This is a genomic window from Haliscomenobacter sp. (genome assembly GCF_033763495.1).
GTDB lineage: Bacteria > Bacteroidota > Bacteroidia > Chitinophagales > Saprospiraceae > Haliscomenobacter.
In genome coordinates, this window is sequence record NZ_JANRKL010000203.1 from 38,177 (window position 1) to 64,065 (window position 25,889).

Consider the following 25,889-nt stretch of genomic DNA (forward strand, 5'->3'; position numbering starts at 1 on the left):
GAGTTTCCACTCTACCTCTAACCTAACTCTGAGCGAAAAGTGGGTAAAAAAAGGCACTTTTCGCTCAAGAAACCTGAAGTGTGCGAGCGAAAAGTAGGTAAAAATGGTAGGTTTTCGCTCGAAGGGTAATCAACCTATATTCATCCCCTACAAAATCCTCGAAGCCCCAATTTCAACATCCGCATACCTCCACGCTTTTTCAAAGCGCACCTTTGTTTTAGTATAGTTCTTTTTATCCTCAGTTTTTTCATAAATAGTCATCATTCCCCTCAAGGCCCAGCCATTTTCAGGGTAAATCTTTAAATCCTGCTCATACACTTTTAGTGCTTCGGGATACTTTCCTGCATCAATCAATACTGCACCCAAATGATGACGAACCGAAAAAAACCAATCCGGTGGTTCATTGTAATTTAAGGCATCCTCTTTTTCAATTGCAGTTGTCAACAGAGCAATGGCAGCAGAGAATTTTTTCTCCTTAGCGAGAATTTCGCCTTCCAGTGTTTTTGCAGCGATCAGGCACAAATCAAAAACACTATTGATTCCCCAAATGGTCAAATCCTTGATCGTTGTATCTATCATGATGGAGTTTATTACTGCCAGCTGTTTTTTTGCTTCTGAAATCTTGTTTTGGGAAAGTTTGGCCATCCCTTTTGCATAGTGCCAAATAACCGATGGATACTTCAAGTCTTTTTCAGGCGCGCGTGAATTAAGAATGTCCTTCCACAACCCCAGTTTTACTTCCACATACCAGGGAATGGTATAATAATGCTGCAAGGTTGCCCAGGCCGGGTCACGCAATAAACTTTTATGCGCGTGATCCGCTGTTGCGATAGCTCCTTCCATAGCAATTTTGCTTTCCCCGGAAAGGGTTGCGCAAGCAGCCAGGAAATGGTAGTTATGAGGGTAATAGGCCAATGGGTAAACCCCTTGCGCATGACAGGCTTCTGTGTACAGGCTATCCACCAAAACTGCTTTTTGATTGGCAAGGGCACCATCATGATACCGACCGATTCGGATGTACGTATGAGAAGGCATGTGCACCAAATGCCCTGAGCCTGGTACCAAATTCATCAAAAGATCAGCACTCGCTATGGCTTTTTCTGCATGCGGGGACATTTCTGCGGCATGAATGTAAAAGTGGTTGGCACCAGCATGGCGGGGTTCCATCTGTAAACATTTTTCGAGCACGGCCATAATCTCCGGCGTCCAGGGCTGAGGACTTCCATCTTTGTTCCACAAATTCCAGGGGTGCAAATCCATTAGCGCCTCGGCATAAAGAGAGCCAATTGTGGCATCATTTGGATATTTTTTATACACTTTCCCCATGGCCGCAGCGTAAGCTGAGTCCTGGAAGGAACGGGCAAGGTTGATATCGGCTGAGTATCTCTGCGTTAAGGCATCAATCAAATCTTTTTCTTTAGGTGTACAGGAAGCCGCTTTGGATTTTGCTTTTTGCGCAGCATCAAAAGCCCTTTGAAAATTATCCTTTTCCATGCCAGCGTTGTAATTCGGTCCCAACACGTAGGCAAAGCCCCACCAGGACATGGCACACTTTGGATCTTGTCGGGTCGCTTCAAAAAATGAACGCCCTGCTTCAGCATGGTTAAAACCAAAAGACAACATTAGCCCTTGGTCAAAGTATTGCTGAGCTTCCTTACTTTTTGTCGAAACCGGGAAATGAATTCCACCCAACCCACTGAACAAGGGGGCTTTCTTTCCGGATGAGTACCAGGATTTATCAATTACTTCAGGGGCACAAAGCACACCGTATTGACTGCTGAGGTCATCAGTTTTAGTTGAGTCCTTTTCGTTTTTGGCGGTTTGATTGCAGGACCAAAGTAGAATAAAAAGCCAGAGAGTGTGGAGTAGGTTACGCATGATGTCTAATTTTATTAGGGTTAAAGCATGGTGGATCAAACTCCAAGCGTAGTTTTAGGTTAAAGATAAAAAAAATAAAGCGCTGCTTCCCACCATTCTTAAACCAAAAAAGCTACCCCCGTCTCCGAAGGTAGCCCCGCCAATTATTTCATTACCAAATAAATCAATAGCTCTGATTCTGCTTCAAATACCCGGGGATATTCGAAGCACCGTCGATTGCCGTTTGGGGGATTGGGAACAAACGTTTGAACTTGTCCGTGTTGCTCTTTTCTGTCCAGATGCCTTCATATTTGCCAAAGCGGATCATGTCTGTACGGCGCTGTAACTCCCAGTAAAGCTCGAAGCCCCGCTCGCGGAACAACAGGTCCAGGTTCATGCTCGTCAGGGCAGGAGCTGGTTTGCTGAAGGTACGGGCAGCGCGGATTGCGTTTACATCTGCCAGGGCGCCAGCCGCATCCCCTTTGCGCAATTTAGCCTCAGCACGCATCAGGTACACATCCGCAAGGCGCACGATGGGCAAGTCCACATCGCCGAGGTTACGGCCACTCGCCGATTTTTTACTGAATTCGTACTTCAGCACTCGGTAACCGGTACTGTAGTTGCTACCAGGTACAGTAAAGTCGACCTGTTCGGTGAAGTTCACTGGAAGGGTTGGTTTGTTGCGGGTAGTATTGTACAACTTGCCCACTTTCAGTTTACCGTCAGCACATTTTACAAAAGCGCCGTTTACGCGTACAAAACCGTACTGCTGCCCGCGCAAAATACCACGGTTCATGTTGAAACTGGCACCATCGATGCAAGAATCAGCAGGAATTGTCCAGTTTTGGCGGTAGAAACGAGGGTCAGCCTCAGCGGGGTCAACTGCCCCGTAAGCATCCACCCAGGTGCGGTAAAAATCAGGTGTGATGGCTGGGCCATCGGTACCATTGGCACCAGGGAAAGTCGCCAGGGGGAATTGATCCCCAGACAATGAGAAGTAGGCCAAACGGTTGTGGCCATTCAGTTCCGCCCGTTGATCCACCGCAAAAACCAATTCCTTGTTGGTGTGGTTGTCCATGTTGAAGATAGAGAAATAGTCGGCTACCAATTGGTGCTGACCTGCACTGATGATGCGGGTGGTGTAATCAATCACCTTGTCCATGTCGTCAGCTTTGACATCAAAAGTAGCTGCGTAGGGATCGCGGTAAACGGCAGAATTCAAGTGCAAACGTGCCAACAAGCCCCAAACCCCGGCTTTGGTCAGACGACCAGGGCCTACATTGGTCAGGAGGTCTGGCTCAACGGCCAAAAATTCATCCCGCAGGAAGTTCACCGCCTCGGTACCACGCAGAATGGTGGATACTTCGCCCAGGTCATTTTTTACAAAAACCAATCCAAACAAGTCAAGCAGGACCAGATTGTAATAAGCCCGCATGCCCCGTGCTTCCGCCAGGTAAGTTTTGGCAATCGGATCAGGATTGGTAGCCAGCGCGTTGATGGCCGTTACCGAGCGGGAAATACCCGTCAGCAAGATGGTCCAGGTATTGCGCACGTTGGGGTCTGCACTGGTAATGGTGTGGGTATGCAGGGCGATGAAGATACCATTGTCACCCCAGTCGGTACCCCCACGATAGGGCAGAATGGCTTCGTCGGTCGAGATTTCCTGTAGGGCGAAGTAGGTCGTGTGCTGAAACAGAGAGGGCAGGGCCGCATATACTGGAGCCAGGTTGCCATCGGCAGCTTGTTTGTCGGAAAGCCCGGTAGCCGAGGTTTCGTCCAGAATGATCTCGTCGAGATCGGTACAACTATTGGAGGTAAATAGAATCCCTACCAAAAGTGCCAACGAAAAAACTATATTTTTAGTCATGATTGTCATTTTTTAGAAAGTTACATTAAGGCCAAAAATCACTGATTTTGCTTTCGGGTAGCTCAGATAGTCGATGCCGTAAGAAGAAATGCCACTGATGCTGCGGTCGTTGTTGACTTCAGGATCGTAGCCATCGTACTTCGTGCTCAGCCACAGGTTTTGACCAGTCACGGACAGGTTCAATCCTTTTACGTACTTGCTAATGCCCAGTGCTTCCGTGTTGAAGGTGTAGTTCAAGGAGAGGTTGTTCAAGCGCAGGAAGGCACCGTCTTTCAGATAACGGGTCGATACTGGCGCAGCGTTGTTCACTGATTCGTTAGGGAACAAAATCGCCTCGCGGGTAGTGTTGATGCCTTTAGACAAGCGCAGCTTGTAGAAGTTGGTATTGGCGGTGTTGTCGTAAATCATGTTGCCAGATACCCCATTGAAGTTGGCACGCAGGTCAAAACCTTTGAAAGAAAATACGGTATTGAAGTTATACATAGTGGTAGGCAAAGCGCTACCCGCAGAAATACGGTCTTTGTCACTCACTACCCCATCGCCATCGGTGTCCTGAAAGGTGCTCAAACCTTTGTCATCAAATCCAGTAAACTTGCGCAGGAAGAAGGTACCGATTGGTTGTCCATTGACATACCCGTTGATGGTAGCAGAAGTCAAACCAGAACCTGAAGCAGAACCGGAAGGGATCACGGTGTAAGGGGAGTTTTCCACGATATTGTCGATGAAGGTTACGTTTCCGCCCACTTCAAATTTGAAGCCGCTGGCGAAACGCTTGCGGTAGTTCAATTCCAGTTCCACCCCTTGGTTGGTGATCTCCATGTCTTCTACGTTCGTCCAGATTGAAGATGCAGGCTGAACCGGGTCGGCAGGAATAACTTCCAGCAGGATATTGTTCGATACTTTGTTGAAATAATCGATGGTACCAGACAAAGCTCCGTCGAACAGGGCGAAGTCCAAACCAAGGTCGATTTGGGTAGAAACCTCCCACTGAATATCCGGATTGGCCAAACGGGTAAAGGTAGTGCCTGCAGGGAATGGTCCCGAATCAGCCAATGGATAACTGGTAGTACCTGAAACTGTAGAAGTAAACAATGGCTGGGTAATTTTGGAAGGAATTTCCTGGTTGCCCGTTTGTCCCCAACCTGCCCTCAATTTCAACTCACTGAAAATGCCACCTTTCATGAAACTTTCTTCCGCAATTCTCCAACCAGCAGACACGGATGGGAAAATACCGTACTTGTTGTTTTCCCCAAACTTGGAGGAACCATCGGCACGTACAGTAGCAGTCAGTAGGTATTTGTCGCGGAACTGGTAATTCACCCGGCCAAAGAAAGACTGCAACTCATTGATCAGGGCAAAACCACCGGGGCGATTGTTGGCTAGTGTCAATTCCTGCCCCAATCCTGGGTTGTAAATTGGCTCAATGGGTGAAATCGGGAATTTGTTGATGCTGGAACTCCGGCCCTGGAGGAAGATTTTTTGGTAAGAATGTCCCGCCAAAGCCGTCAATCCATGTACATCATTATTAAAGGTGTAGGTGATGTAGTTTTCGATCAGGCGGTTGCGGTTGACCGTAGTGATCGTTTCCAGACGACCATCTTGCTGAGGTACCGCACTGGCCAATGACTGCAGGTCGCGGGTGGAATTGGCATTGTCGATACCAAAGTTGAGTTTGTATACCAAGCCCTTGGCCAAAGTCAAGGAAGGGGTAATGCTCCCAATAACGCGGTTAACCGTAGTGATGTCTTTTTCCAGACCCAAGGTAATCAGTGGATTGGTTCCCGCAGCATAGCGATAGGGCAGGCCCGTTGCCGCGTCATAAGCTGGATAGGTTGGGTTGGCCGAAATGGCACCACCTAATAGACTACCAATCGGAGGTCGTTCGTTGAGGGTACTGGTCGCATTCAGGTTCACGTCGACTTGCAGGCGATCGTCCAAAAACTTCTGGCTGATGTTCAGGCGGCCAGTATACAAATTCAAATCGTTGCCTTTCAGAATACCTTCTTGCTGTTGCAAACCGAAGGAACCATAGTAAGAAAGTTTATTGGCACCCCCACTCAAAGAAAGGTTGTGGTTGCGGGTAATGGCGGTTCTGCTGATTTCTTTTTGCCAATCGGTATTGGCTTTCAGATCTTCCAAAACACCACCTACTTTGGGTACTTCCTGGCGGTATTCATCAGCAGTGAACAAATCGATGGGATTGGCCATGCCAGAGATACCCAGGCTACCAGAATAAGTCATGCCTGAAAAGCCGGACTTGCCTTTTTTAGTAGTGATCAGTACTACACCATTGGCACCACGAGAACCATAAATGGCCGTAGCTGAAGCATCTTTCAATACATCAATCGACTCAATGTCCTGTGGGTTCAAAAAAGTCAGTGGGTTGGTATTGCCTCCGGTACCAGAATTGTCCAGGGCTAAGCCATCCAATACAAACAAAGGTGTACTCCCCGTACGTACCCCGCCCGGGCCACGAATCGTGATGCTTTGGCGACCGCCAGGCTCACCAGTAGCGGAAGTAACGTTTACCCCTGATACCCGGCCTTGCAACAATTGCTCAGGTGAGTTGATGATACCCCGGTTAAAATCCTCGTTCTTGATCGATTTGGCAGAGCCCGTCATCTCTTTTTTGGTAGTGCTACCATAACCGACTACGAGCACTTGCGAAAGCTCCAGCGCGCTGGACTTCAGAGATACGTCGATCCGGGTTTGGTTGCCTACCAATACTTCATGCTTTTCGTAACCTACATATTCGAATACCAACACGGCATTGGCATCAGCTACTGCTATTGTGTAGTTGCCTTCAATATCGGTGGTGGTACCCTGGGTACTTCCTTTGACCAGGATGGTGCTTCCAATCAGTGGTTCTTGAGTAGTAGCGTCAATAACCCGTCCTGAAACAGTAATTTCGGTTTTTAGGTAAAAATGGGCGTATGCGTTTTTTTCGGCCCCCTCGGCTTGTGGGGCGCTGATCAGCATGATGCTCATCAGCAAAAAACTCAGTACCGCCTTAAATGTAAGGGTGAGTGTACAATGGTACTTCATGTTATTTGATTGGTTAGAAGAATTAAAAAACACCACAAACTTATTGGAATCAAAGCAGGTCTTCAGGGGCATTCAAGAGAATTAACCGTAAAATAGCAGTGATCACTGGTATGTAATTTCCAGATTAAATTACCGTAAACATTTTGTAGGAATGACTTCTGGTTGCTTTTGAATTTGCTAAAAAAAACTATCATTGCAATGGACTTGTAAACATAAAGCCTGATAGTATTTAAGCACCACCGATCATGAGATTACTTTCCATCCTCTTCATTTTGTCGATTTGTCTTGCTCCTGTAGCTTTTTTTGCCCAAAAACCTGATCCCTATCAACACGAATCCGACGAGCGCAAATTGGATGAAGGTAAACCCACCATGATGCCCTACAACCGCATGGTCGCTTCAGCCGGAAAGGTGGTCACTTATGGAGAACCTCGCCTGGAAAACCACACCCTGGACGTGGCACTCCTGCCAGGGAATAGCCATATTGTTATCGAAGATCGTTTTGGTATTGCCATTTTGGATCGAAAGACGCAAACGATTCAGACCCGCTGGGAGATCACCAAAGACTCCCGTTTTGCCGGGATGAAAAACACCTACTCCGGTATCAAAACCCTGGTTTTTCAAAATCAAACCTATATCCTCTGGAGTGCTGCCGGACAGGAAAATGAAAAGGGTGGGCTGCTGATTGCCCGCTGGGATGGCAGCAAAATCACCCAAGTCGACTATTTGCCAATCCCCCCCAAAGCGCCTGCACCGGGTGCTCTCCCCAACGAAGTGGAAGTGTCCTTTGAGGCTGGTCAGCCCTTTTTATACCTCGTGCTAAATGGCAACAATCAATTGCTCAAGATCAATTTCGCCACCCGCCAAATCGTCTGGACGGCCAATACCGGAGTAGCGCCTTTTGGCGTAAAATTGGCCCAAAATAAAGTTTATGTCAGCAACTGGGCCGGACCATTGCCTAGCGACCCCAAACTGGAAACTGCTGGAGTGCCCTACGGCGAAGCCTATGTTGACCCACGTACCGGAGCAACCCTGAAAGGCAGCATCAGCATTTTTGACCCCACTACCGGCCAACAACTCAAAGAACTAGAAGCAGGACTCCACCCCAATGCCATGGCCCTCAGCCCTGACCAAAAGGCCCTTTATGTGGCCAATGGAAACAGTGATGATGTATCGGTGATTGATGTAATGACTGATGTAGAAAAGCAAAGAATCCCGGTAGGTTTATTCCAAATCGGGGGTGCTCTGCTGGGCAGCAGCCCCAATGGCCTCGCGCTGGATAGCCTGGGAAAAACCTTGTATGTGGCCAATGGCTTGGATCATGCCCTGGCGGTGGTGCGACTGGGTGAAATACCTAAAGTGGTCGGGTACATTCCAACTGAAGCCTATCCATCGGGTTTGTTGTGTAGCCAAAACACCTTATATGTATGCAACCTGGAAGCACGCGGCGCCCGGGTACTCAACAATACGCCGGAGCAAAAAAGGCGTTTCCCAAAAACTGATTCTACCTTTGCTGGGGCTTACAATGCCCATGAGCAGTTGGCTTCTCTTTCGATCATCCCGGTGCCCAAAGCGGCCGCTTTGCGCAAATACAGCAAACAGGTTCGGGCAATGAACATGAGTTTCAGGGTGGAAGCAAGCCGCAAGGCACCGCGCCCAAATGTAGCTCCCAAACCCGTACCTGAGCGCATCGGTGAACCCTCCGTATTCAAACACGTATTGTACATCATCAAAGAAAACCGGACTTACGACCAGGTGTATGGAGACCTAAAACAAGGGCGTGGAATGCCTGCTTTGTGCGTTTTTGGTGATTCCATTACACCAAACCAACACAAACTGGCTTTGGAATATTCACTACTGGACAATTACCACGTCGCCGGAAAATCTTCTGCCGAAGGGCACCAGTGGACCGACGCCGGGATTGTGTCGGATTATGTAGAAAAAAGTGTACGTGCCTGGTTTCGCAGCTACCCACACCGCCAATATGATGCCATGGTGTATACCCGGGAGGGATTCATCTGGAACCATGCGCTTGACCATGGAAAAACCGTACGCATCTATGGCGAGGCTTGCGACATGGAATTTGACCACAAATTGGATTGGAGCGCGATTTATCAAACCTATCTGGACAAAACACCTTTCGAGTTCAAAAACACCAGTACCATTTCCCGGGTACGTCCCATTTTGTCCCAAAATTTTCCGGGCTACGACGACCCAAAAATCAACGATCAAATGCGGGCCGAAGCCTTCATCAAGGAGTTGGAAGCATATGAAAAAATGCCTGGAGATCAATTGCCCCAATTGATGGTGATGGCCCTGCCCAATGACCATACGGCAGGTACCAGCCCAGGTTACCCTACCCCTCGCGCACAGGTGGCAGACAATGATCTGGCCTTGGGACGTATTATTGAGGCCTTGAGTAAAAGTCGTTTTTGGGATTCGACGGTCGTTTTTGTCACTGAAGATGACTCCCAAAATGGCTGGGATCATATTTCGGCTTACCGTACTGGCGCTTTGGTGATCAGTCCTTACTCCCGTTTGGGCAAAACGATCCATACCAACTACAACCAACTTTCAATGTTACGTACTATTGAACAAATTTTAGGGCTTCCTCCAATGACGAGTATGGATGCTACTGCCCGGCCTATGTTTGAATGTTTTACGGATACCGCGCAAAAAATACCCTACCGGGCCCTGCCCAATCGTATTCCTCTCAATGAAATGAACAAGTCTTTATCCATGTTACAAGGGCCTGCTTTGTTCTATGCCCAAAAATCGCTGGAACAAATGAGCGAAGGGGTAGATAAAGGGGAGGATGACTTGATGAACCGGATTTTGTGGTTTGCCAGCAAAGGTGAGGTACCTTATCCTTCAGGAACAAAGATGAAATAAAAGAACCTTGTAGAAGGTACTTTTTTTATTTAGAAGTATTAAAAATTAATATTCGTATTGTTTTTTTCACAAACCTGTATTACTTTTGTCGAAGTATCGCATACGCGACATTTAGAGGCTATTTTTGTAAACATTTGTTGAGTCTGAGTATTCCTCCCCTCCATCATACTCTACTCTTTCCTACTGTCTACATCTCCATACCATTTCACCTTGTTTTACCGCTCTAGAATCACACCATACTAGGCTACAGTGAGTTTTTCACTTAGCCGCATTTTTGCTGTTGATTGTTGCTTTTTAACAATATGGGTACTCTATTTATCTCATGATCAAAAAAAATTGTAATGAAAAAGCTATTTGTAGCTGTTCTTTTTTTGGCTGCGCTCGCATATGTTATTTCTTGTGAGCGGGAGGTGGCTAGTGATTTGGACCTCGACAGTCCTCTGGAAGCAATTTTGGATCAAAAATCAGTAACTGGATCTTACACAGGTTACATCATGCCAGAAAGCACTGATTTTGCCAGTTTGCCCAACCAGGATCCTAAAAACCCAGTAACTGCGGAAAAAGTAGAACTGGGGCGTTTGTTGTTCTTTGAGACCGGCTTGGCGCTTGAAAACAAATACCCCTCATCCAAGGGGACTTTCTCGTGCAGTAGCTGTCACATTCCCAACCGTGGGTTCACTGCCGGACGTTTTCAGGGCATTGCAGATGGTGCAGTGGGCTTTGGAAAAAGTGGAGAAGGTCGGCAAAAAAGCTCGGTCTATTTCGGGCACGAGGTGGATGCACAGGGCGCCAGACCGCTGCCAGTCATCAACACTACTTACATTTCTAATGCGCTTTGGGCTGGTACTTTCGGGTCTTTTAACGTCAATGAAGGTACTAATGCAGTTTGGAATCAGGACACCCTGGTTGCCATCAACCACGAGCAATTGATGGGCCTTGAAGCCAACAATGCCCGGGCACTAGCGGTACACCGTCAGGTGATCAACAAAACGGTAACCGATCAATTGGGGTACACCGAGATGTTTGACAAGGCATTCCCTGAAATTCCGGTGAAAGACCGCTACAACCGCAAAACGGGTTCCTTTGCTATTGCGGCCTACTTCCGCACTATCCTGACCAACCAAGCCCCTTTCCAAAAGTGGCTTAAAGGAGAAAAAGATGCCATGACTGCACAACAAAAGAAAGGAGCCATTGTCTTTTTCGGCAAAGCAGGTTGTGTAAATTGCCACAATACGCCTTCTTTGAATGCATTCCCACACCGCTTTTTTGCACTGGGTGTAAACAATCTGTACCAAAGCAACTACAACGTGTTCCGCACAGATGTAAATGATCGCCGGAACCTGGGCCGTGGTGGCTTTACCTACAAGGAGGAAGACATGCACAAGTTTAAGGTACCACAATTGTACAACCTTAAGGATGTTGGATTCTATTTCCACGGTGCCAGCAAAACTTCCTTGCGGGAAGTGGTTGAGTATTTCAATGCAGGAATTCCTGAAAATCCTTTGGTACCAGCTAGCCAGATTTCCAGCTTATTCAAGCCACTCAATTTGACTAAAGAAGAGGTAGACGACTTGACCGAATTCCTTGAAAATGGATTATTCGATCCAAATTTGGAACGCTATGCGCCAACCAAGACCAAATCCGGCAATTGCTTTCCAAACAATGACCCACAATCAAAAATCGACATGGGTTGTAACTAACTGCTCCAGATATTTTTTACGCTTAATACTAGTAGAGGTTTTTGTAAGAAGAGGTGTTGTCGGCTGATTGCGGGCAACACCTCAGCTTTTTTAAAGCACAACTTTTCGTCCAAATCCCTGCCCCTTCAACCACCAAAATCCCAGCATCCCCAGTAAACAGCACCCACTCAACACGTACCACAAACTACTAAACCCCCAATGCTCGGCCACATTCATGCCGATGTTGGGTGCAATGATGTGCCCAAAGGACCAGGCACTGGAGTACAAACCCAGGTATTGCCCCTGTGTGCTTGCAGGGGCCCGATCTACCACGATGCTGTTGGCAAAAGGCAATTGGAAAATTTCTCCAAACGTAATCGCTACCAAACACAGGATCGCTGCGCTTGCCTGATGTGGGGTGAAATTGAGCAAAATAAAACCGAGCCCAATCATGGCCGCGCCCAAAATCACCAGGCTCATCTTGGCGTGCCGGCCTTCGAGACGAGAAACCAGGGGCATCTCAATAAAAGTGATGATGATGCCATTGCCCGCCAGCAAAAATCCGATCACATTTTCGTCCCAATGCCAGCTCTCTTTCAGAAAAACGGGAACCATGCTGAAAAACTGCAAAAAGGCAATGGCATTGATGGCAATCAGGACAAAAAAGAGCAAAAACTGCTTGTCGCGGTAAGGAGACAAAGCGCGACCTTCAGCCTTGGTTGCGGCCTTTTCCTTCCGCATTGATTTTTTCTCCTCCAAAAAGAAACGCAAGAAAAAAGCTGCACCAATACAGGTGATGCCATCCACCCAAAACAACCATTGGTAACCCAGGCTATGTGCCAAAATACCTCCTAGGGCTGGCCCCATACCAAAACCCAGGTTGATGGCCAAACGCACCAAAGACAAGGAACGGGTATAATCTTCTGGCTTGCTGTAAGCTGAAATTGATGCCATGTTGGCCGGACGAAAACTGTCGCCTACCATGCCCACAATAAATACAGCAATGCATAACCCCAGCAAACTCTGGACGTGTTGTAAGGCAAAAAACAAAAGCCCGGTCAGAAACAAAGACCAAAACATGATCTTGTATGAACCAATCAAGTCGCTCAAACGCCCACCCAGGATGGTGCCAATTACCGCCCCAGCTCCAAAAGAAGTCAGGATCAACGCAGCTTGCCCTTTGGAAAAATCCAGTTCCTGGGTCAGGTAAACGGCCAGAAAAGGGAACACCATGGTACCCGCCCGGTTGATGAAAGATACCAAGCTAAGCATCCAGATGTCGCGATGGAGGCCGGCGAAAGAACTAAGGTAGGCGTTGAGTGCACGAGCAAGCATAAGAATGGGTGTGTGTTTGAGTGTGGGTGTGCGTGTGAGGGCAGTCCAATGTTACTGCCTTGATCCCAGATTACAAACCCAATAATTAACCTCTCGTGCAACCCCTAGGTTGAAAGATAAGTTCCTGAAAAATAATCGATAAGTGGCTTAATTACAATCGCTAATTCGGGACAAAGTGTACTTTCAACCCCAATCATTTGCAGAATACTTCATTGCCCGCCATTAGGTTTGGGACGTGGGATCAAATACAGTATTTTCTGCCGATTGTCGGCGTAATGAATTTTCTCTCCATCAAACACCGCATTTTGCTCCAACATGATCCGCACCTCTTTGTTCCACTCGGGCAAAAAGACTTTGTTGTTGAGCTCGATGGCGTAGGTGGTATTGGGCAAAACGGGATAATCTCCAGTGCCGGGGACCCCCGACTGCATGTCCCACATCCCAATTGCAGGTCCAGCGCCGTGGCCGTGGTACCCAATGGGGTGGGAATAAATCTGGGGATTCAAACCTTCAGCTTTGGCTTTGCTGAGGGTAGCCGAGAGGATCTCGTTGCCCGTCCGTCCGGTTTTGTATTCGTTGGTGAGGATGTCCATTAGGCGCAAGCCTTTTTGGTAAGCCTGGAGTAAATAGGCAGGGGGAGCCGATTCACCGGGTTTCAAGACATAGGCATTTTGTTGGGTATCGGTGTTCAATCCCAGGTATTTGATGCCAAAGTCGATGTGTACCAGGTCGCCAGGCTGGATGATGGCGGCATCGGGGCGTTGGGCAAAACTGCGGTTTTGCTCATTGCCACTGGGGTCAGCGCGTTGGACATCGCAGGTGGGGTGAAACCAGGATTCGAGGCCCAAACCCCGGACTTTTTCCCGATAAAACCAAACCACATCATCAGTGGTGGTGATGCCGGGTTGAATGACCACCTCGGATAGGCCTTCGGCAATGATGTCGTGGGCGATGCGGCAGATTTGTTCATATACAGTCAACTCTGCAGGAGTGCGGACCTCTAGCCAGTTGACGGCCAAACGTTCAGCGGAGACGAGCCTCTTTTCGAATTTGTTGTCGAGGGATTCACGAAGTTTTTGGTGGTGAAAAGCCGAGAGGCCGTCAGCGTGGCCAAAGTTGGTACTCAGGTTGATGCCAATGCGTTGGGGGTTGCGCTCGGCCACCAGCTGGGCCAAACGTTTCCATTGATCGGGTTCTTTTTCCGGATCCCAGGCTTTTTTGAACACCTCCCCTACATCGTAACGTGCACAAGCTAAAAACTCCAGGGGTTTGTCCTTCCCCGGGTCATAAATGAGCAACATGGTGGTACGCCGTGCAGACAACCAGGTGGCGGGCAACATCGTGCGCAGCACCGGGTCTTCATTGTACTCCCGCGCAATGACCAACCACATATCAATCCCTTCCTTGCGCATCAACTCTGGCAGCAGGTTTTGGCATCGCTCCTTCAGCCAGCGATCCTGCACCACGGCTTGCTCTCGCAAGGTCAACACTTTTGCTTGCTGTGCCATACCTACTCCAGCACAAATCAACATCAATACCAAACTCAATACCAGTTTTTTCATACTTACCATTTTAAACAATTCATCATTCATCGCTACACATAGTCTGTCTTCGGCCGCTCAAAGATCAATTCATAACTCATTTGCATAGCCGAACTCATGCTGGAAAAAATCTGCACGAGCCGCCAGCCTTCTTCAGCGTGTTCAGCAATGATGCTATGGTAGTCCTCCTTGGGGAGGTTGTTCCAGATGTTGGTGGTCAATTTGACAAATTTGTATTCAAACATGGCTTGGGTTATGGTTCAAGGATTAAACAATTCGTCAATGGATTTTTGCAAATCACGGGTTCGGTCTTCGGTGTAATTGGAACGGTAGTCTTCTTCTACTTCCCATTCAGGGGTAAAATGTTCGGATGGGGCAGTCGGTGAATGGGCTGCACTCAGGACATTGGCCACTGTTTGTAATACATCAGGGTCCTGAGTTTGCAGGACTTGATTGATGATGAAGAGTTTGAGTGCTTTGAGTTCCATATTTTTTAATTGCAATTTCCCTTCAACTCCGCGATCCAATCCCGAATCAACTCCACCGCCTCCGTATGCACCATCACCCGCCCAATTTCCGGCATCATCACCCCAGGGTCGGTGTTTTCCATGCGGTAGAGCAGGATTGATGCCTTGGGCTGCCCAGGTACAATGCTGAACTGGCGTCCTCCCGAACCTTTCCCTGCCGCCACCGGCGGCTTACAAAAGCCCAGGTGCGCCAGGTCTTGCTGATCGGCCTGCAAGTACAAGCCCGAACTGTGCGCAGGCCCCTGCGGGTGGTGGCAATGTCCACAATTCACATCCAGGTACGCCAATGAACGCTCTTGCAGAGAACCCGTTTCGGGTTTGTCCCAGGCGGCGAGTTTGGCAAATTTCTGACCATGATCGCCTGCTGCCAAATAACCTGCCTTTTGCCAGCGACTCAATTGGTTTTCGGTTTTGCCATCGGGATAGCGCAAGTCTTTGTTGAGGTTGGCTACCTTGGGCCCGATGGGCTGAATAATAGCATCCCGATTGTGGCAGCTCTTGCACTGCGTCTTATTGGGAACAAGGTATTCAATGTTTTGTTTATGCCCTTTTTCATCCTGCCAGCTTACGGGTTTGATGTCGCCAACGATGTTGAGTTCAGCGTCGTTTTCAGCTTCGTCCCACACGTAGGTGAAGGCCTGCCATTCACCTTTTATTTTCATCAACAAACGCGTTTCTACCACATCCCAATCCGCTTCTGGTTTAGCAAAATCAGCTGGATAATAGAAGTTTTTGATCAAAACCGCCTGGTCCGGGAAGTCCAGTCGACCGTCGGCAGCTACGGTAGCTTGTTGGCCTTTGGGCATCCACACAAAGCGGGCTTTGTGGGCATAATCGGTAAACAAGGGCGTGATCAATTCGTAAGGCAAAACGCCAGTATTGGGCTTCAACTCGCGTTGGATACCCGTAAAAAAGCCGTAGTCCGATAGCTTCGGATAAGGAGCCTTGTTTGGATCAAACTGGACTGGCCCACTCACCTCCATGCCTTTTTTTTGCGCAACAGGGCCTTGGCAAGTGAAACAAAAACCCAGTACTAGGATAAAACCAAGCGCTAAAATCCGGCCTTTTTTGAACTGCTTTTTCATTTGCACTGGTAGGGCTTTAAGTCAGGATTGATGTTTTTAAAATCGTTGGCAGCGTCGATGTTGGCAAAACGCAGGCCAGCCTGGGGCTGGTCGATGCAAATGTTCATCGGATTGCTTCCACTGGGTCGTTTGTCATCCAGGATGCCATCGTAGAGGATATCCTGGGGTTTGCCGCTGAAATACACATTGACCATTTTGCCAAAGTCTTTGCTCAAATCGGGCAGCGCTTTTTTGCGCTCAAAACGGTTGTTGTGCAGTTTGATGTCGTAGGTGTAGGGATCGTAGTTTTTGTCGTCCCATTTCAGTTGCACGATGTGGTAACTGGCAATGGCAGCGCCCATGGTTTTGTGGCCGATGATTTCGTTGTGGTGGGCTTCCACGTCTTTGGCAGCCAGGAAAATCAGGCCGGTGCCGGGGGCAACGGTCGCCACGATGTTCCCTTCGGGTGCAAAATTGCGGTGGTTGTTGCTGATGATTTTGTTGTGGTGGATTTTGCAGGTTTTGCCATTACCCGCGGGTAAACCGGGTAAGTCAAAGACCAGAATTCCACCCGTATTTTTTTCTGACCGGCAGTATTTCACTTCGGCGTTGGTGCAGTTTTCAATCTCGATGCCCGCTACGTTTTCATGGGCATAGGAGTTTTTAACCACTACGTTTTTGGATTGCCCGACATAAATGCCTGCGTCGGAGGCAAAAGCGGCTTCACACTGGTCGATCAAAACGCCATCGCAACCCACCGGATAAAGGCCATAACCACCATTGCTGGCTTTGGCACCTCCACTCCAGGTGGCTTTTACTTTGCGCATGGTGACCTGTTTGGCGTCTTGTACCCGGATAGCGTCGCCTTTGGTATCGGTAACGGTGAGATCCTGGATGGTTACGGAATCAGCGGTGATTTTAAGGCCTTCGGCACCAGCTTTTTGGCCTAAAAAAGAAAGAATGGTTTTGTCTTTGCCAGCGCCCTGGATGGTTACCCCTTTTACCCCATCCAACAGCAGTGGGCGGTCAAAATGGTGGATTCCTGCCGGAATCTTGATCACATCACCCGGTTTGGCGTTGATCAATTGGGTTTGCAAGTCGTTGTAGAGTGCGGTGTCGACAGCTCCTGGATCGGAGGGGCGAGTATTGTTGCAGGCGGCGCAGAAAAAGGCCAAAATTGCGAGCTGAGTGAACTTCATGAACTTGGTTTTATGACTTATTTGACGAAGATATAAAACCCCTTGCTTATTTTGGGCCTCACTGCGTTTTCTTGTCAGTAAATTAAAACCAACAATGGGAAAAGCCCTTTTGCATTTGCTCTTGTCTGGCATCATGATGGTCACGATGTACCAATTGGGCTACCATTGTCAGCAAGCTGATTTTTGGCCGCTGTTAGGAACTTATGCCGTTTTTTTTGGAGTATACGCGCTGGTACTCAAGCTAGCGGTGGAAAAGGCGAGTATTCAGTGGTACCTGCTTTTGGGGATTGGCCTGCGGCTGATGCTCCTTTTTTCCATGCCCAATCTGTCCGATGATGTGTACCGCTACCTCTGGGATGGCAAACTCTGGCTTAACGGGATTAATCCTTTTGTACATCCTCCTTCTTATTATGTGCAGCAAGGTGATCTGCCCACCGGGCTCAGCATGGAGCTTTATGCAGAGCTCAACTCCCCCGATTACCACACCATTTACCCACCCATTGCCCAAGGTTTGTTTACGTTGAGCTGCGCCTTATTTCCCAAAGACCTTTATGCGAGTATTGTAGCGATGAAGGTGGGGATTTTCCTGGCGGAAATAGGTAGTTTGTGGCTCCTGAGGGGGTTGTTGCAACGCTACCAACTCCCAGCACAGCACATCCTGATTTACGCCCTCAATCCTTTGATCATTTTGGAATTGGTAGGCAATGTACATTTGGAAGCGCTGATGATTTTTTTCCTGTTGCTGGCCTTGTATTTGCTGCAAAAACAGCAAAACGGCTGGGCGAGTGTGGCGTTGGCTGGCTCCATTGCCAGTAAGTTGTTGCCCCTGATGTTTCTGCCTTTTTTGATTCGGCGCTGGGGCTGGCCACAGCGAAGTGTGCGGTATTTTGCGCTGCTGGGAGGGGTGTTGTTGTTGCTGTTTGTGCCGATGATCAGTTGGGAATTCATTCAGGGTTTTGCCTCCAGTTTAGACTTGTACTTCCAAAAGTTTGAGTTCAACGCTGGGGTATATTACCTGCTGCGTTGGGTGTTTTATGTACTGACGGGTTACAATTTGATCCTTGTTCTGGGGCCTCTTTTAGGCTCATTGGTCGTATACAGCATCGTCAAAATGGCGCAGCGGGAGCATGATTTGCGTTGGGAAAAACTGCCATTATTGATGCTGCTGGCATTCAGCTTGTATTTGTTTTCGGCGACGATCATCCACCCTTGGTACCTGGCGGTGCCGATTGCGTTGTGTGTACTGACGCCGCTACGGTTTCCGGTGTTGTGGTCGGGACTGGTGGTATTATCGTACAGTCATTATGATGGGGGCGGTTTTGCGGAAAATTATTGGCTGATTGGAGTGGAGTATGGGGTGTTGGGGCTATTCCTGGCAAGGGAGTGGCGTCATTTTCCTCGGCATTATTATAAAGAAATAGATCCTGAAAAAGAGTAGTTTACAGAAAAAATCAAGGCGTCCTCGCCACCCGAAAACCCAAATTCTGATTCGATAAATTTGGGTAATTTTTTTCTCGAGCCACTAAATAAATGCTCTCCTCAAACATCCCAAACGATCCCCCCCGCATCACCCGCTCTTTGCCGGAAACCGGCCCTCCTGGGGCGCTTTGATTGCCAGCCTTATAAGGGCCGTACCAATCCTGACACCATTCGTATACATTGCCACTCATATCGTAAAGATCCAGCTGGTTGGGGCCTTTCTGCCCAACCGGATTTGTCCTTCTGGCATTGTCAAGATACCAGGCTACTTCTCCAATTTGGTCACTTCCTGCATACAAAAAGCGATTTTTCAGGGAAGCCTGCCCTCCTCTGGCCGCGTACTCCCACTCCGCCTCAGTCGGTAAACGGTATTTCTCACCCGTTTGACGACTCAGCCATTTGCAGTAGGCATCTGCCCAGGCCCAACTCACATTGATCACTGGATACTTATCATAACCTTTTGCCGGAACCCAGCGGGTACGCTCATTGTCTGTACTTTTTTGCAAGCCCCATTGGTGTTCCTCTACCGGGTCGCTGGGGTAATTGATGCGGGTTGGATTGTCATTGATGTCATTTAGGAACACTGCGAACTCCGCGTTGGTGACCTCGTATTTCCCCATGAAAAAAGTACTCAAAGTGACTTCATGTGCGGGTTGTACGGTAGCATTACAACCTTTGTCTCTGCCATCGATGCACCCCATCGTGAATGTCCCCCCAATAACCCGCACCATTTCTGGCTGGATAGCAGTATAATTGTTGCGGGCACTGTTGTTGGTTTGTTGCTGCTGCCGCGTATCAATGCCCTGCTGCTCCAATACCATCATCCTCACCTCTGGCAGTTTCCCATTCATCCGCTGCAATTCCGCCTGAGAAAAACTCCGCTCGTAGGGCCGATAACCTTCGGCTTTTACCCGGAGCGTCAAAGTAGCTACTCTCGACAAAGTTTGCCGAATGGTAATGTTGCCATTGCTCGAATTCAAACGGCCGGGAATTTTTCGATTGTTGCGGTACAACCATTCCCAACTTACGTCTGCTTCCGAGCGGAGGAGGCCCCCCGTGACCCCATCAACAATCCGGCCATTAAAATAAGCCACTTCTTCCTCCGGCGTCTGGGCTGCTTTACCCCAGGTTTTGCGATAAGGAATGGTCAATTTGGCTACCACGGCAATGTCCCGTGGGTTTGGATTGATGCGCACCAACTCTACCCGCAAACTGTCGGTCCGTCGCTGATCACCGGGCTTAATCAAATTGCTTTGTAAAGTGAAACGTTCATTGCCTTCCTTGGCCTGGGCTTGTCGCTCTTGCCGGGGTACGTAGGTAGCTACGGCACTGCTGCTTCCAGCTCTGCGCTCCAAGGCGGTCAAACGCAAGCGCAGGCTTTTGTCGCGGTTGGGATTGGTGTAATAATTGACTTGTACCTGGAGGTTGGTTTCCGTATCCGAGCCCGGGAGAATATCGTAAATCCGGGAAGGTTCTTTTTGCAAAAGCGTAGCCAAATTGGGCCGAATGCTGGTGGTGTCAAAAAAACCTTGAGTTTGTAATTCAGAATGGATCCCTTCAGCCACGGATGGATCATTGGTTGTATTGATCAAATAAAAAATGACTCCGAGCGCATGCTTGCTGGCGGCATGTAAGGCATTGAAAGTAGTGAGGTCTTTACTGTTGATTTGTTTTTGGGTAAAATAATCCACTAAAGAATCATTTTCCTGAAACTGGAGCAGTGCCAGTGAATCAGGAGTCTGCAAGCTGCTACCATTTCGGGCAGCCCGGTAAAAAGCCACACCTATATTGTGGTTCAAACGAGCCAGGTTGAGCGCAGCCGAGCTGTGTGTCTGGTCTACCTTGAGCGCTTGTTCCAGCAAATTGCGCACCTGTGGCGGATAGGCGTAAGTTTGTGGTGAGTTACTGGGCCCACTCGCTGTTTTTTGCAATTCTCCAAAAGCTTGCTCCTGATACAATTGCACCGCCTGGTTGTTCAAAATTGATGCACTATCAATTAAAATAGCTTCTTTTATCAAAGCGTTACCACGCAGTTTTACTGTAGGGTCATAAACTCGTTCTATTGGCTCTGCTCCAAATGCCCAACGGTACAACACATCGGTACTATCCAAACGCATCATTCCCCATACCAGGATCATTGCCCCCGCCGCACAAGCAATCATCTGCCAAAATTCCCGATTGATGGTCTTGGGTTTGGGCGGTTTTTCGATTGGAGGCACCTCCTGCTGCGCCACTTCGCTATTTTCCTCCAAAAAGCGCCGCAGCGTCGGTTCATCGGCGGGCAGCGTGGGCCTAAGGCGATTAAAATTGCCCATATTGCTCTGCTGCGCCATATTTTCCTGCACAAAATTGCTTTCGAAAGTTTCTTCCGCTTGGGCAGTTTGTTCCATGAATCCCCCCTTGGTCATCGGCCGGGAGCGTCGTTTGGGGGCCAGGATCTGGGCGGCCACCCCACCCATGTCTTCAATGTGCAAGCGATTGAACCAACCTTGATCGAGCAACAATTTTACTTGCGCTTGGGAATCAGTACTGTACGGGTCTAGTGCAAACTTTTGCACCGCCAAATTGCTTTGTAGGGCCCGGTGGGCAAAGCCAGGTGTCGCTTCGGCCAGAGCTGCCTCCAACTCTATGGCTATGGCTTCACGGGCAATGTTAGTGTCCCATTCGTCCAGTTCCTCCAGCATCTCCTTGCGCAGGCGGGGATTAATTTTGCCCTCCTGCAAACTCGGAATCCGCGCCATTATCAACAGGTTATCGGCATTCAGAGGAATGTCCAGCGCCGCGCCAATGGTCAGGGTGATTTCCCAGGTTGGGGTAGGGTAGAGAGCCAGGGCACAGAACCAGCGGTACAAATCCGATCCATACCCCAGGTACTCCGCGTGATCATCTACACTACGCCAGCGGCGGTTGATGTCGGGCTCGGTCCGGGAATTGGCTAGTTTTTCTCGCCACGCGGCAAAAGTAATGGGCAAATCCTCGGGCGCCATACCATTATCGATGAAGTTGGCGGCGGCCATTTGCCCTTCCAGGTCGGCGGGGAAAATGGGTAAAAGGTTGTGGATATTGGCTTCGCGAAAATCCCAACTTTGAGGTGGGCGCGGTGTAAGTAAAAGCCTTTGTTTCCAGCGCTGAAAATCAGCAACAGCTTCCGGGCGCAGTGCTTTGTCGGTTTGACCATAGGGATCAAGCAAGGCATGCGCATCGCCAAACACCACCAAACGGTGTTCCGGGCACAAGCGGCTGATTTGTTCCAAAGTGATGCCCTGAGGATATTGGGAATTCCAAAAATGGAAAAACTCGCTGCGGTAATAAAACACCTCGGCGTGAACATCCTGGTCGTGCAGCACTTTGACCAAATGCCGCAACAGGCGCCCCTGGTGGCTGCTTTCATTTTGCTCATCCACCAAAAACAGGTAGTCGGCTGGTTTGGTGGTATTGCTGAATTGCAAGCGAGGGAAACCACCGCTGGCAATGGTTACGTCCACGGTTTTGGGCACATCTACCTCCTGGCGCAATCCTTCCTGGCGCCGCCGAAGGGCATCAGCAAGCCGGAATTGGCCAGTCAAATTGCGGATCAGACCATTTAAAGGGCGAAATGGAATTTCATACGGAGGCCGGTCCGCCGACTGTAGGGGCAACCCTCGCGGTTGCCCTTCTTCAGGCCGTGCCGGAGGAATTGGCCGTTGCGTTTTTGCCCAACGAAAAAGAAAATAAAAGGTAGCTCCAGCCAACAAAAACACCAAAGCCCAGGGCAGCCACCCAAAAGTAGCCCGCGTCCGAATCGGATCGTAGTGCAAATCGTACCAGGGCAAAAAGACCTGATCTTCACCAACCCGCATGATGGCCGAAGTGCTGGTGGTGCAAAACCCGGCTTGGCCCGTTCGAGTTACCTGGAGTTCAACCGTGTAGGAACCTTCTTCGAGGTAACGGTGGGTCGGGGCACGTTCGGTGCTGCTTTGATTGTCGCCAAAATCCCAACGGAACTGTAAGTCTTTGGTTTCATCCACTACGTTGGGCGCAAAAGTGAAGGTTTCACCGGGTGGCAAATTGCCAGGTAAATCCAAGCCCTCCAACTGCGGTGGATAGGGGCACTCGATGGTCAAATCACCACGGTACTGGAAAGTTGTATCCCGGCGTTTTTCGTAAACGGCTACTTCGACTATTTTTTCAGGACGCCCTTTCAGCGTATCAAAGGAGAGCTGCCAGTTTTTTACCCCACTTGTTTCCACCTCCCTTTGCCCGCTTTTTTTGTCCAATAAGCGCCACCTGATTTTTGCACCAAAGGTATCAATGTTGCGGGTTGTCAGGGTAAAAGTTGCGGTGTCCCCAATTCTGACGGGGGTAGAAGAGATGCTGTACCCAATCGAAATCCCTTGGGGAGAATGAGGTTTAGGAAGATTATTAATGATCCAATAAACTAAGGCAACAACAGCCAGTAAAACAGGTAAAACCCACCAATATTTGCGCAAGCCGGCGCGTAGTTTTTTTAGCCAAATGCCACTGGCCTCAGCTTTGTCTGCATCCGTAGCCTCTGCCAACAATTCGGCGTAATATTGATCAAAAATGGCGTAAAAACGCTCTTGTTCCGCCTTGCTGTGGGCAATAATTGGCGCGAGTAAGAACTTTAATTTTTCCGATTCTCGCCAATGTGCACTGGCTGGGCCACTGATCACTTGCAAAAGTCGGACCTGTTCAGCTGGGCTGAGTTGGAAGCCTGCGAGTTCCAAGCGTGTGAGCAGGCCTGCTAAGGGTAGGTCAATATTTGGGACTTGGGTGTCGATGCTGTTGGGTGTTGTTGAATAAACGTGGTTTTGAAGCTTTCAAATTTAAGGAAATATTGAGACAACACAAGATTTATTGAACGAAGGTGTGAAGGGAGCAAATGCTTTTGCCATGAAAACCAGGGATATTGAGGCCATTTTTTTCCATAATTTACGAAGCCCGCCCGGCCATTCCGACCAAATCAGCAGACCATTTCCAAAGTGACAAAAATCATTGGAAATGCAGGTTTTGCAAGACTTTTAGCCCAATGTGCTTTTGTACAGCCAAAAAATAAAATCCCCATTTTTTCCAGCATCCATTTTTTTACTGCTTTTTCCGTTAGAGGGTTTATTCTGCCAAAACTTCATAATTTTGCTAACCATTTTGTGAAATTTTTAAAATCCTCAAAAATTGGCTGGTAAAACCTTATTCGATAAGATCTGGGACGCCCACGTAGTTGAACAGATCGAAGATGGCCCAAGTGTGGTGTACATTGACCAACATTTGATCCATGAAGTGACCAGTCCGCAAGCTTTTGCCGGACTAGATGCCCGCGGACTCAAAGTGTTCCGCACCAATCGTACCGTGGCAACTCCTGACCACAACGTGCCTACCATTGATCAGGACAAGCCAATTCGCGACGAGCTTTCCCGCTTTCAGGTAGACAAGTTGACGGAAAACTGCGAAAAACACGGAGTTACGCTTTATGGCCTCAATCACCCCTACCAGGGTATTGTACACGTCGTTGGACCACAATTGGGCATTACCCAACCGGGGATGACCATTGTGTGCGGGGACAGCCATACTTCTACACACGGTGCTTTTGGCAGTGTGGCTTTTGGGATCGGAACTTCCGAAGTTGAAATGGTGTTGGCTACCCAATGTCTGATGCAAACCAAAGCCAAGCGCATGCGCATCACTGTGGATGGAGAACTGGGACCTGGCGTAGGCGCAAAGGACATTATTCTGTACATCATTTCTCAAATCACCGCCAGTGGTGGTACCGGATATTTTGTTGAATATGCTGGCTCTGCTTTCCGCAACCTGACAATGGAGGGCCGTATGACCGTTTGCAACATGAGTATCGAAATGGGTGCGCGTGGCGGCTTGATTGCTCCCGACGAAACCACTTTTGAATACATTCGTGGCCGCGAATTTGCCCCTAAAGGCGCCGACTTCGATGCCGCTGTAGCCAAATGGCGTGAGTTGTATACCGATGCCGATGCCATATTTGATGCTGAATTGCATTACGATGCTGCCGATATTGAGCCGATGATTACCTACGGTACTAACCCGGGTATGGGCATCAAGATCACCGAGAATGTTCCAAACCTGGATGAGGTAGAAGAGTCTAATCGGACTAGTTTCTCCAAATCACTTGAATACATGGGACTGGTACCCGGTGAGCGCCTTTTGGGTAAAAACGTAGATTATGTATTCGTAGGCAGCTGTACCAATGGTCGGATCGAAGATTTGCGCGCCGTTGCTCAATTTGTCAAAGGCAAGAGAAAAGCGGACAACATCACCGCCTGGATCGTACCTGGCTCCAAGCAAGTAGAAAAGCAGGCTCAGGAAGAAGGCTTGGTGGCCATTTTGGAAGAGGCAGGCTTTATGCTGCGTCAACCGGGCTGCTCGGCTTGTTTGGGGATGAATGAAGACAAAATTCCCAAGGGTAAATACGCAGTTTCGACCTCCAACCGCAACTTTGAAGGTCGCCAGGGCCCAGGCGCCCGCACCATGCTGGCTAGCCCAATTACTGCTGCTGCTGTGGCGGTAACTGGAAAAATTGTTGACCCACGTGAATTCAATTAATCATTTATGGCACGCGAAAAATTCCAAAAGGTACACTCATCAGCGGTACCAGTACATATAGAAAACGTGGACACGGACCAGATCATCCCGGCGCGCTTTTTGAAAGCGACCACCAGAGATGGATTTGGTGAAAACCTGTTCCGCGATTGGCGTTACGATGGCAACAATCAGCCCATTGCTGATTTTGTGCTCAATAACCCCATTTTCAGTGGGGACATTTTGGTGAGTGGTAAAAATTTTGGTTGCGGTTCCAGCCGGGAACACGCCGCCTGGGCCATCACGGATTATGGCTTCAAGGTAGTTGTTAGCAGCTTTTTTGCCGACATCTTCAAAAACAACGCACTCAACAACGGGCTCCTGCCCGTTCAGGTAAGTGACGCATTCCTGGCACAAATTTTTGAGGCCATCGAAGCGGATTCAAAAGCAACTTTTACGGTTGACCTAGAAGCACAAACCTTTACCATCGACGCTACTGCTGCGTCTACCTCCTTCGAGATCAATTCTTACAAAAAAGAATGCATGTTGAACGGATACGATGACATCGATTATCTGTTGAACATGAAAGATAAGATCGAGGAATTCGAGAAAAAGAGAGCGTAATTAATCAGTGAAAAGTGAAAAGTGAAAAGTGAAAAGCATGTGGTGCGTCACTTTTTACTTTTCACTTTTCGCTTTTCACTTATAAAATGGGACGGAAGATCGAAATCATGGACACCACCCTCCGGGATGGTGAACAAACCTCCGGCGTATCGTTTACCGATCAGGAGAAGCTCAAGATAGCTCGGTTGTTGTTGGAAGAGCTAAAGGTCGACCGCATTGAAATTGCCTCTGC

16 protein-coding genes are annotated in these 25,889 nt (G+C 48.7%); 6 read left to right on the top strand and 10 right to left on the bottom strand.

What is annotated here, in order from left to right; all coding sequences use genetic code 11:
• Window positions 1–147: 147 nt before the first annotated feature.
• From SFV55_RS23600 to SFV55_RS23610, 3 genes are all read right to left on the bottom strand, one after another.
• Window positions 148–1,878, bottom strand: coding sequence for a hypothetical protein (locus SFV55_RS23600; protein WP_320032028.1), 1,731 nt, complete (start codon window positions 1,876–1,878; stop codon window positions 148–150).
• Between the two features lie 163 nt (window positions 1,879–2,041).
• The gene (locus SFV55_RS23605; RefSeq protein WP_320032029.1) at window positions 2,042–3,724 is read right to left on the bottom strand and encodes a RagB/SusD family nutrient uptake outer membrane protein; all 1,683 of its coding nucleotides are present in this window, start codon (window positions 3,722–3,724) and stop codon (window positions 2,042–2,044) included.
• 12 nt (window positions 3,725–3,736) lie between these two features.
• Complete coding sequence (locus SFV55_RS23610) at window positions 3,737–6,769, bottom strand: TonB-dependent receptor (RefSeq protein ID WP_320032030.1); 3,033 nt, start codon at window positions 6,767–6,769, stop codon at window positions 3,737–3,739.
• Window positions 6,770–7,014: 245 nt separating this feature from the next.
• On the opposite strand from SFV55_RS23610, the gene SFV55_RS23615 reads away from it, so the two are divergent.
• Both SFV55_RS23615 and SFV55_RS23620 read left to right on the top strand, forming a co-directional pair.
• Window positions 7,015–9,660 (top strand): bifunctional YncE family protein/alkaline phosphatase family protein, encoded by a 2,646-nt coding sequence (locus SFV55_RS23615; RefSeq protein WP_320032031.1) that lies wholly within the window; start codon window positions 7,015–7,017, stop codon window positions 9,658–9,660.
• Window positions 9,661–10,001: 341 nt separating this feature from the next.
• Window positions 10,002–11,360, top strand: a complete 1,359-nt coding sequence (locus SFV55_RS23620) for a cytochrome-c peroxidase (protein ID WP_320032032.1) — start codon at window positions 10,002–10,004, stop codon at window positions 11,358–11,360.
• 90 nt (window positions 11,361–11,450) lie between these two features.
• Here SFV55_RS23620 and SFV55_RS23625 read toward each other — a convergent pair whose 3' ends face one another.
• The 6 genes from SFV55_RS23625 to SFV55_RS23650 all read right to left on the bottom strand — a co-directional run bounded on the left by SFV55_RS23625 (window position 11,451) and on the right by SFV55_RS23650 (window position 17,005).
• Complete coding sequence (locus SFV55_RS23625; protein WP_320032033.1) at window positions 11,451–12,674, bottom strand: MFS transporter; 1,224 nt, start codon at window positions 12,672–12,674, stop codon at window positions 11,451–11,453.
• Between the two features lie 209 nt (window positions 12,675–12,883).
• A complete protein-coding gene (locus SFV55_RS23630; RefSeq protein WP_320032034.1) occupies window positions 12,884–14,236 on the bottom strand; it encodes a M24 family metallopeptidase in 1,353 nt (450 codons plus the stop codon).
• Between the two features lie 32 nt (window positions 14,237–14,268).
• A complete protein-coding gene (locus tag SFV55_RS23635) occupies window positions 14,269–14,460 on the bottom strand; it encodes a DUF4177 domain-containing protein (RefSeq protein ID WP_320032035.1) in 192 nt (63 codons plus the stop codon).
• Between the two features lie 15 nt (window positions 14,461–14,475).
• Window positions 14,476–14,703, bottom strand: a complete 228-nt coding sequence (locus SFV55_RS23640) for a hypothetical protein (protein ID WP_320032036.1) — start codon at window positions 14,701–14,703, stop codon at window positions 14,476–14,478.
• Between the two features lie 5 nt (window positions 14,704–14,708).
• Window positions 14,709–15,827, bottom strand: a complete 1,119-nt coding sequence (locus SFV55_RS23645) for an SO2930 family diheme c-type cytochrome (protein ID WP_320032037.1) — start codon at window positions 15,825–15,827, stop codon at window positions 14,709–14,711.
• Window positions 15,824–17,005, bottom strand: a complete 1,182-nt coding sequence (locus SFV55_RS23650; RefSeq protein WP_320032038.1) for a parallel beta-helix domain-containing protein — start codon at window positions 17,003–17,005, stop codon at window positions 15,824–15,826. The genes SFV55_RS23645 and SFV55_RS23650 overlap by 4 nt, the downstream gene beginning before the upstream one ends.
• Window positions 17,006–17,099: 94 nt before the next feature.
• On the opposite strand from SFV55_RS23650, the gene SFV55_RS23655 reads away from it, so the two are divergent.
• Window positions 17,100–18,443, top strand: a complete 1,344-nt coding sequence (locus tag SFV55_RS23655; RefSeq protein ID WP_320032039.1) for a hypothetical protein — start codon at window positions 17,100–17,102, stop codon at window positions 18,441–18,443.
• Between the two features lie 13 nt (window positions 18,444–18,456).
• On the opposite strand, the gene SFV55_RS23660 is transcribed toward SFV55_RS23655, so the two are convergent.
• Window positions 18,457–23,211: an SUMF1/EgtB/PvdO family nonheme iron enzyme gene (locus SFV55_RS23660; protein ID WP_320032040.1), complete on the bottom strand. Its 4,755-nt coding sequence runs from the start codon at window positions 23,209–23,211 to the stop codon at window positions 18,457–18,459.
• Window positions 23,212–23,656: 445 nt separating this feature from the next.
• Here SFV55_RS23660 and leuC point away from each other — a divergent pair, with 445 nt between their 5' ends.
• The 3 genes from leuC to SFV55_RS23675 all read left to right on the top strand — a co-directional run.
• Window positions 23,657–25,057, top strand: coding sequence for a 3-isopropylmalate dehydratase large subunit (leuC, locus tag SFV55_RS23665; protein ID WP_320032041.1), 1,401 nt, complete (start codon window positions 23,657–23,659; stop codon window positions 25,055–25,057).
• A 6-nt stretch (window positions 25,058–25,063) separates the two neighbouring features.
• Complete coding sequence (gene leuD, locus SFV55_RS23670) at window positions 25,064–25,657, top strand: 3-isopropylmalate dehydratase small subunit (protein WP_320032042.1); 594 nt, start codon at window positions 25,064–25,066, stop codon at window positions 25,655–25,657.
• 86 nt (window positions 25,658–25,743) lie between these two features.
• On the top strand, window positions 25,744–25,889 hold a 146-nt coding region (locus SFV55_RS23675; protein ID WP_413776732.1), incomplete at its 3' end, for a hypothetical protein.

What these genes read in the sequence shown, in the direction of transcription:
- SFV55_RS23600 (WP_320032028.1), bottom strand. Translation starts at nt 1,878, where the DNA reads ATGCGTAACCTACTCCACACTCTCTGGCTTTTTATTCTACTTTGGTCC.
- SFV55_RS23605 (WP_320032029.1), bottom strand. Translation starts at nt 3,724, where the DNA reads ATGACTAAAAATATAGTTTTTTCGTTGGCACTTTTGGTAGGGATTCTA.
- SFV55_RS23610 (WP_320032030.1), bottom strand. Translation starts at nt 6,769, where the DNA reads ATGAAGTACCATTGTACACTCACCCTTACATTTAAGGCGGTACTGAGT.
- SFV55_RS23615 (WP_320032031.1), top strand. Translation starts at nt 7,015, where the DNA reads ATGAGATTACTTTCCATCCTCTTCATTTTGTCGATTTGTCTTGCTCCT.
- SFV55_RS23620 (WP_320032032.1), top strand. Translation starts at nt 10,002, where the DNA reads ATGAAAAAGCTATTTGTAGCTGTTCTTTTTTTGGCTGCGCTCGCATAT.
- SFV55_RS23625 (WP_320032033.1), bottom strand. Translation starts at nt 12,674, where the DNA reads ATGCTTGCTCGTGCACTCAACGCCTACCTTAGTTCTTTCGCCGGCCTC.
- SFV55_RS23630 (WP_320032034.1), bottom strand. Translation starts at nt 14,236, where the DNA reads ATGAAAAAACTGGTATTGAGTTTGGTATTGATGTTGATTTGTGCTGGA.
- SFV55_RS23635 (WP_320032035.1), bottom strand. Translation starts at nt 14,460, where the DNA reads ATGTTTGAATACAAATTTGTCAAATTGACCACCAACATCTGGAACAAC.
- SFV55_RS23640 (WP_320032036.1), bottom strand. Translation starts at nt 14,703, where the DNA reads ATGGAACTCAAAGCACTCAAACTCTTCATCATCAATCAAGTCCTGCAA.
- SFV55_RS23645 (WP_320032037.1), bottom strand. Translation starts at nt 15,827, where the DNA reads ATGAAAAAGCAGTTCAAAAAAGGCCGGATTTTAGCGCTTGGTTTTATC.
- SFV55_RS23650 (WP_320032038.1), bottom strand. Translation starts at nt 17,005, where the DNA reads ATGAAGTTCACTCAGCTCGCAATTTTGGCCTTTTTCTGCGCCGCCTGC.
- SFV55_RS23655 (WP_320032039.1), top strand. Translation starts at nt 17,100, where the DNA reads ATGGGAAAAGCCCTTTTGCATTTGCTCTTGTCTGGCATCATGATGGTC.
- leuD (WP_320032042.1), top strand. Translation starts at nt 25,064, where the DNA reads ATGGCACGCGAAAAATTCCAAAAGGTACACTCATCAGCGGTACCAGTA.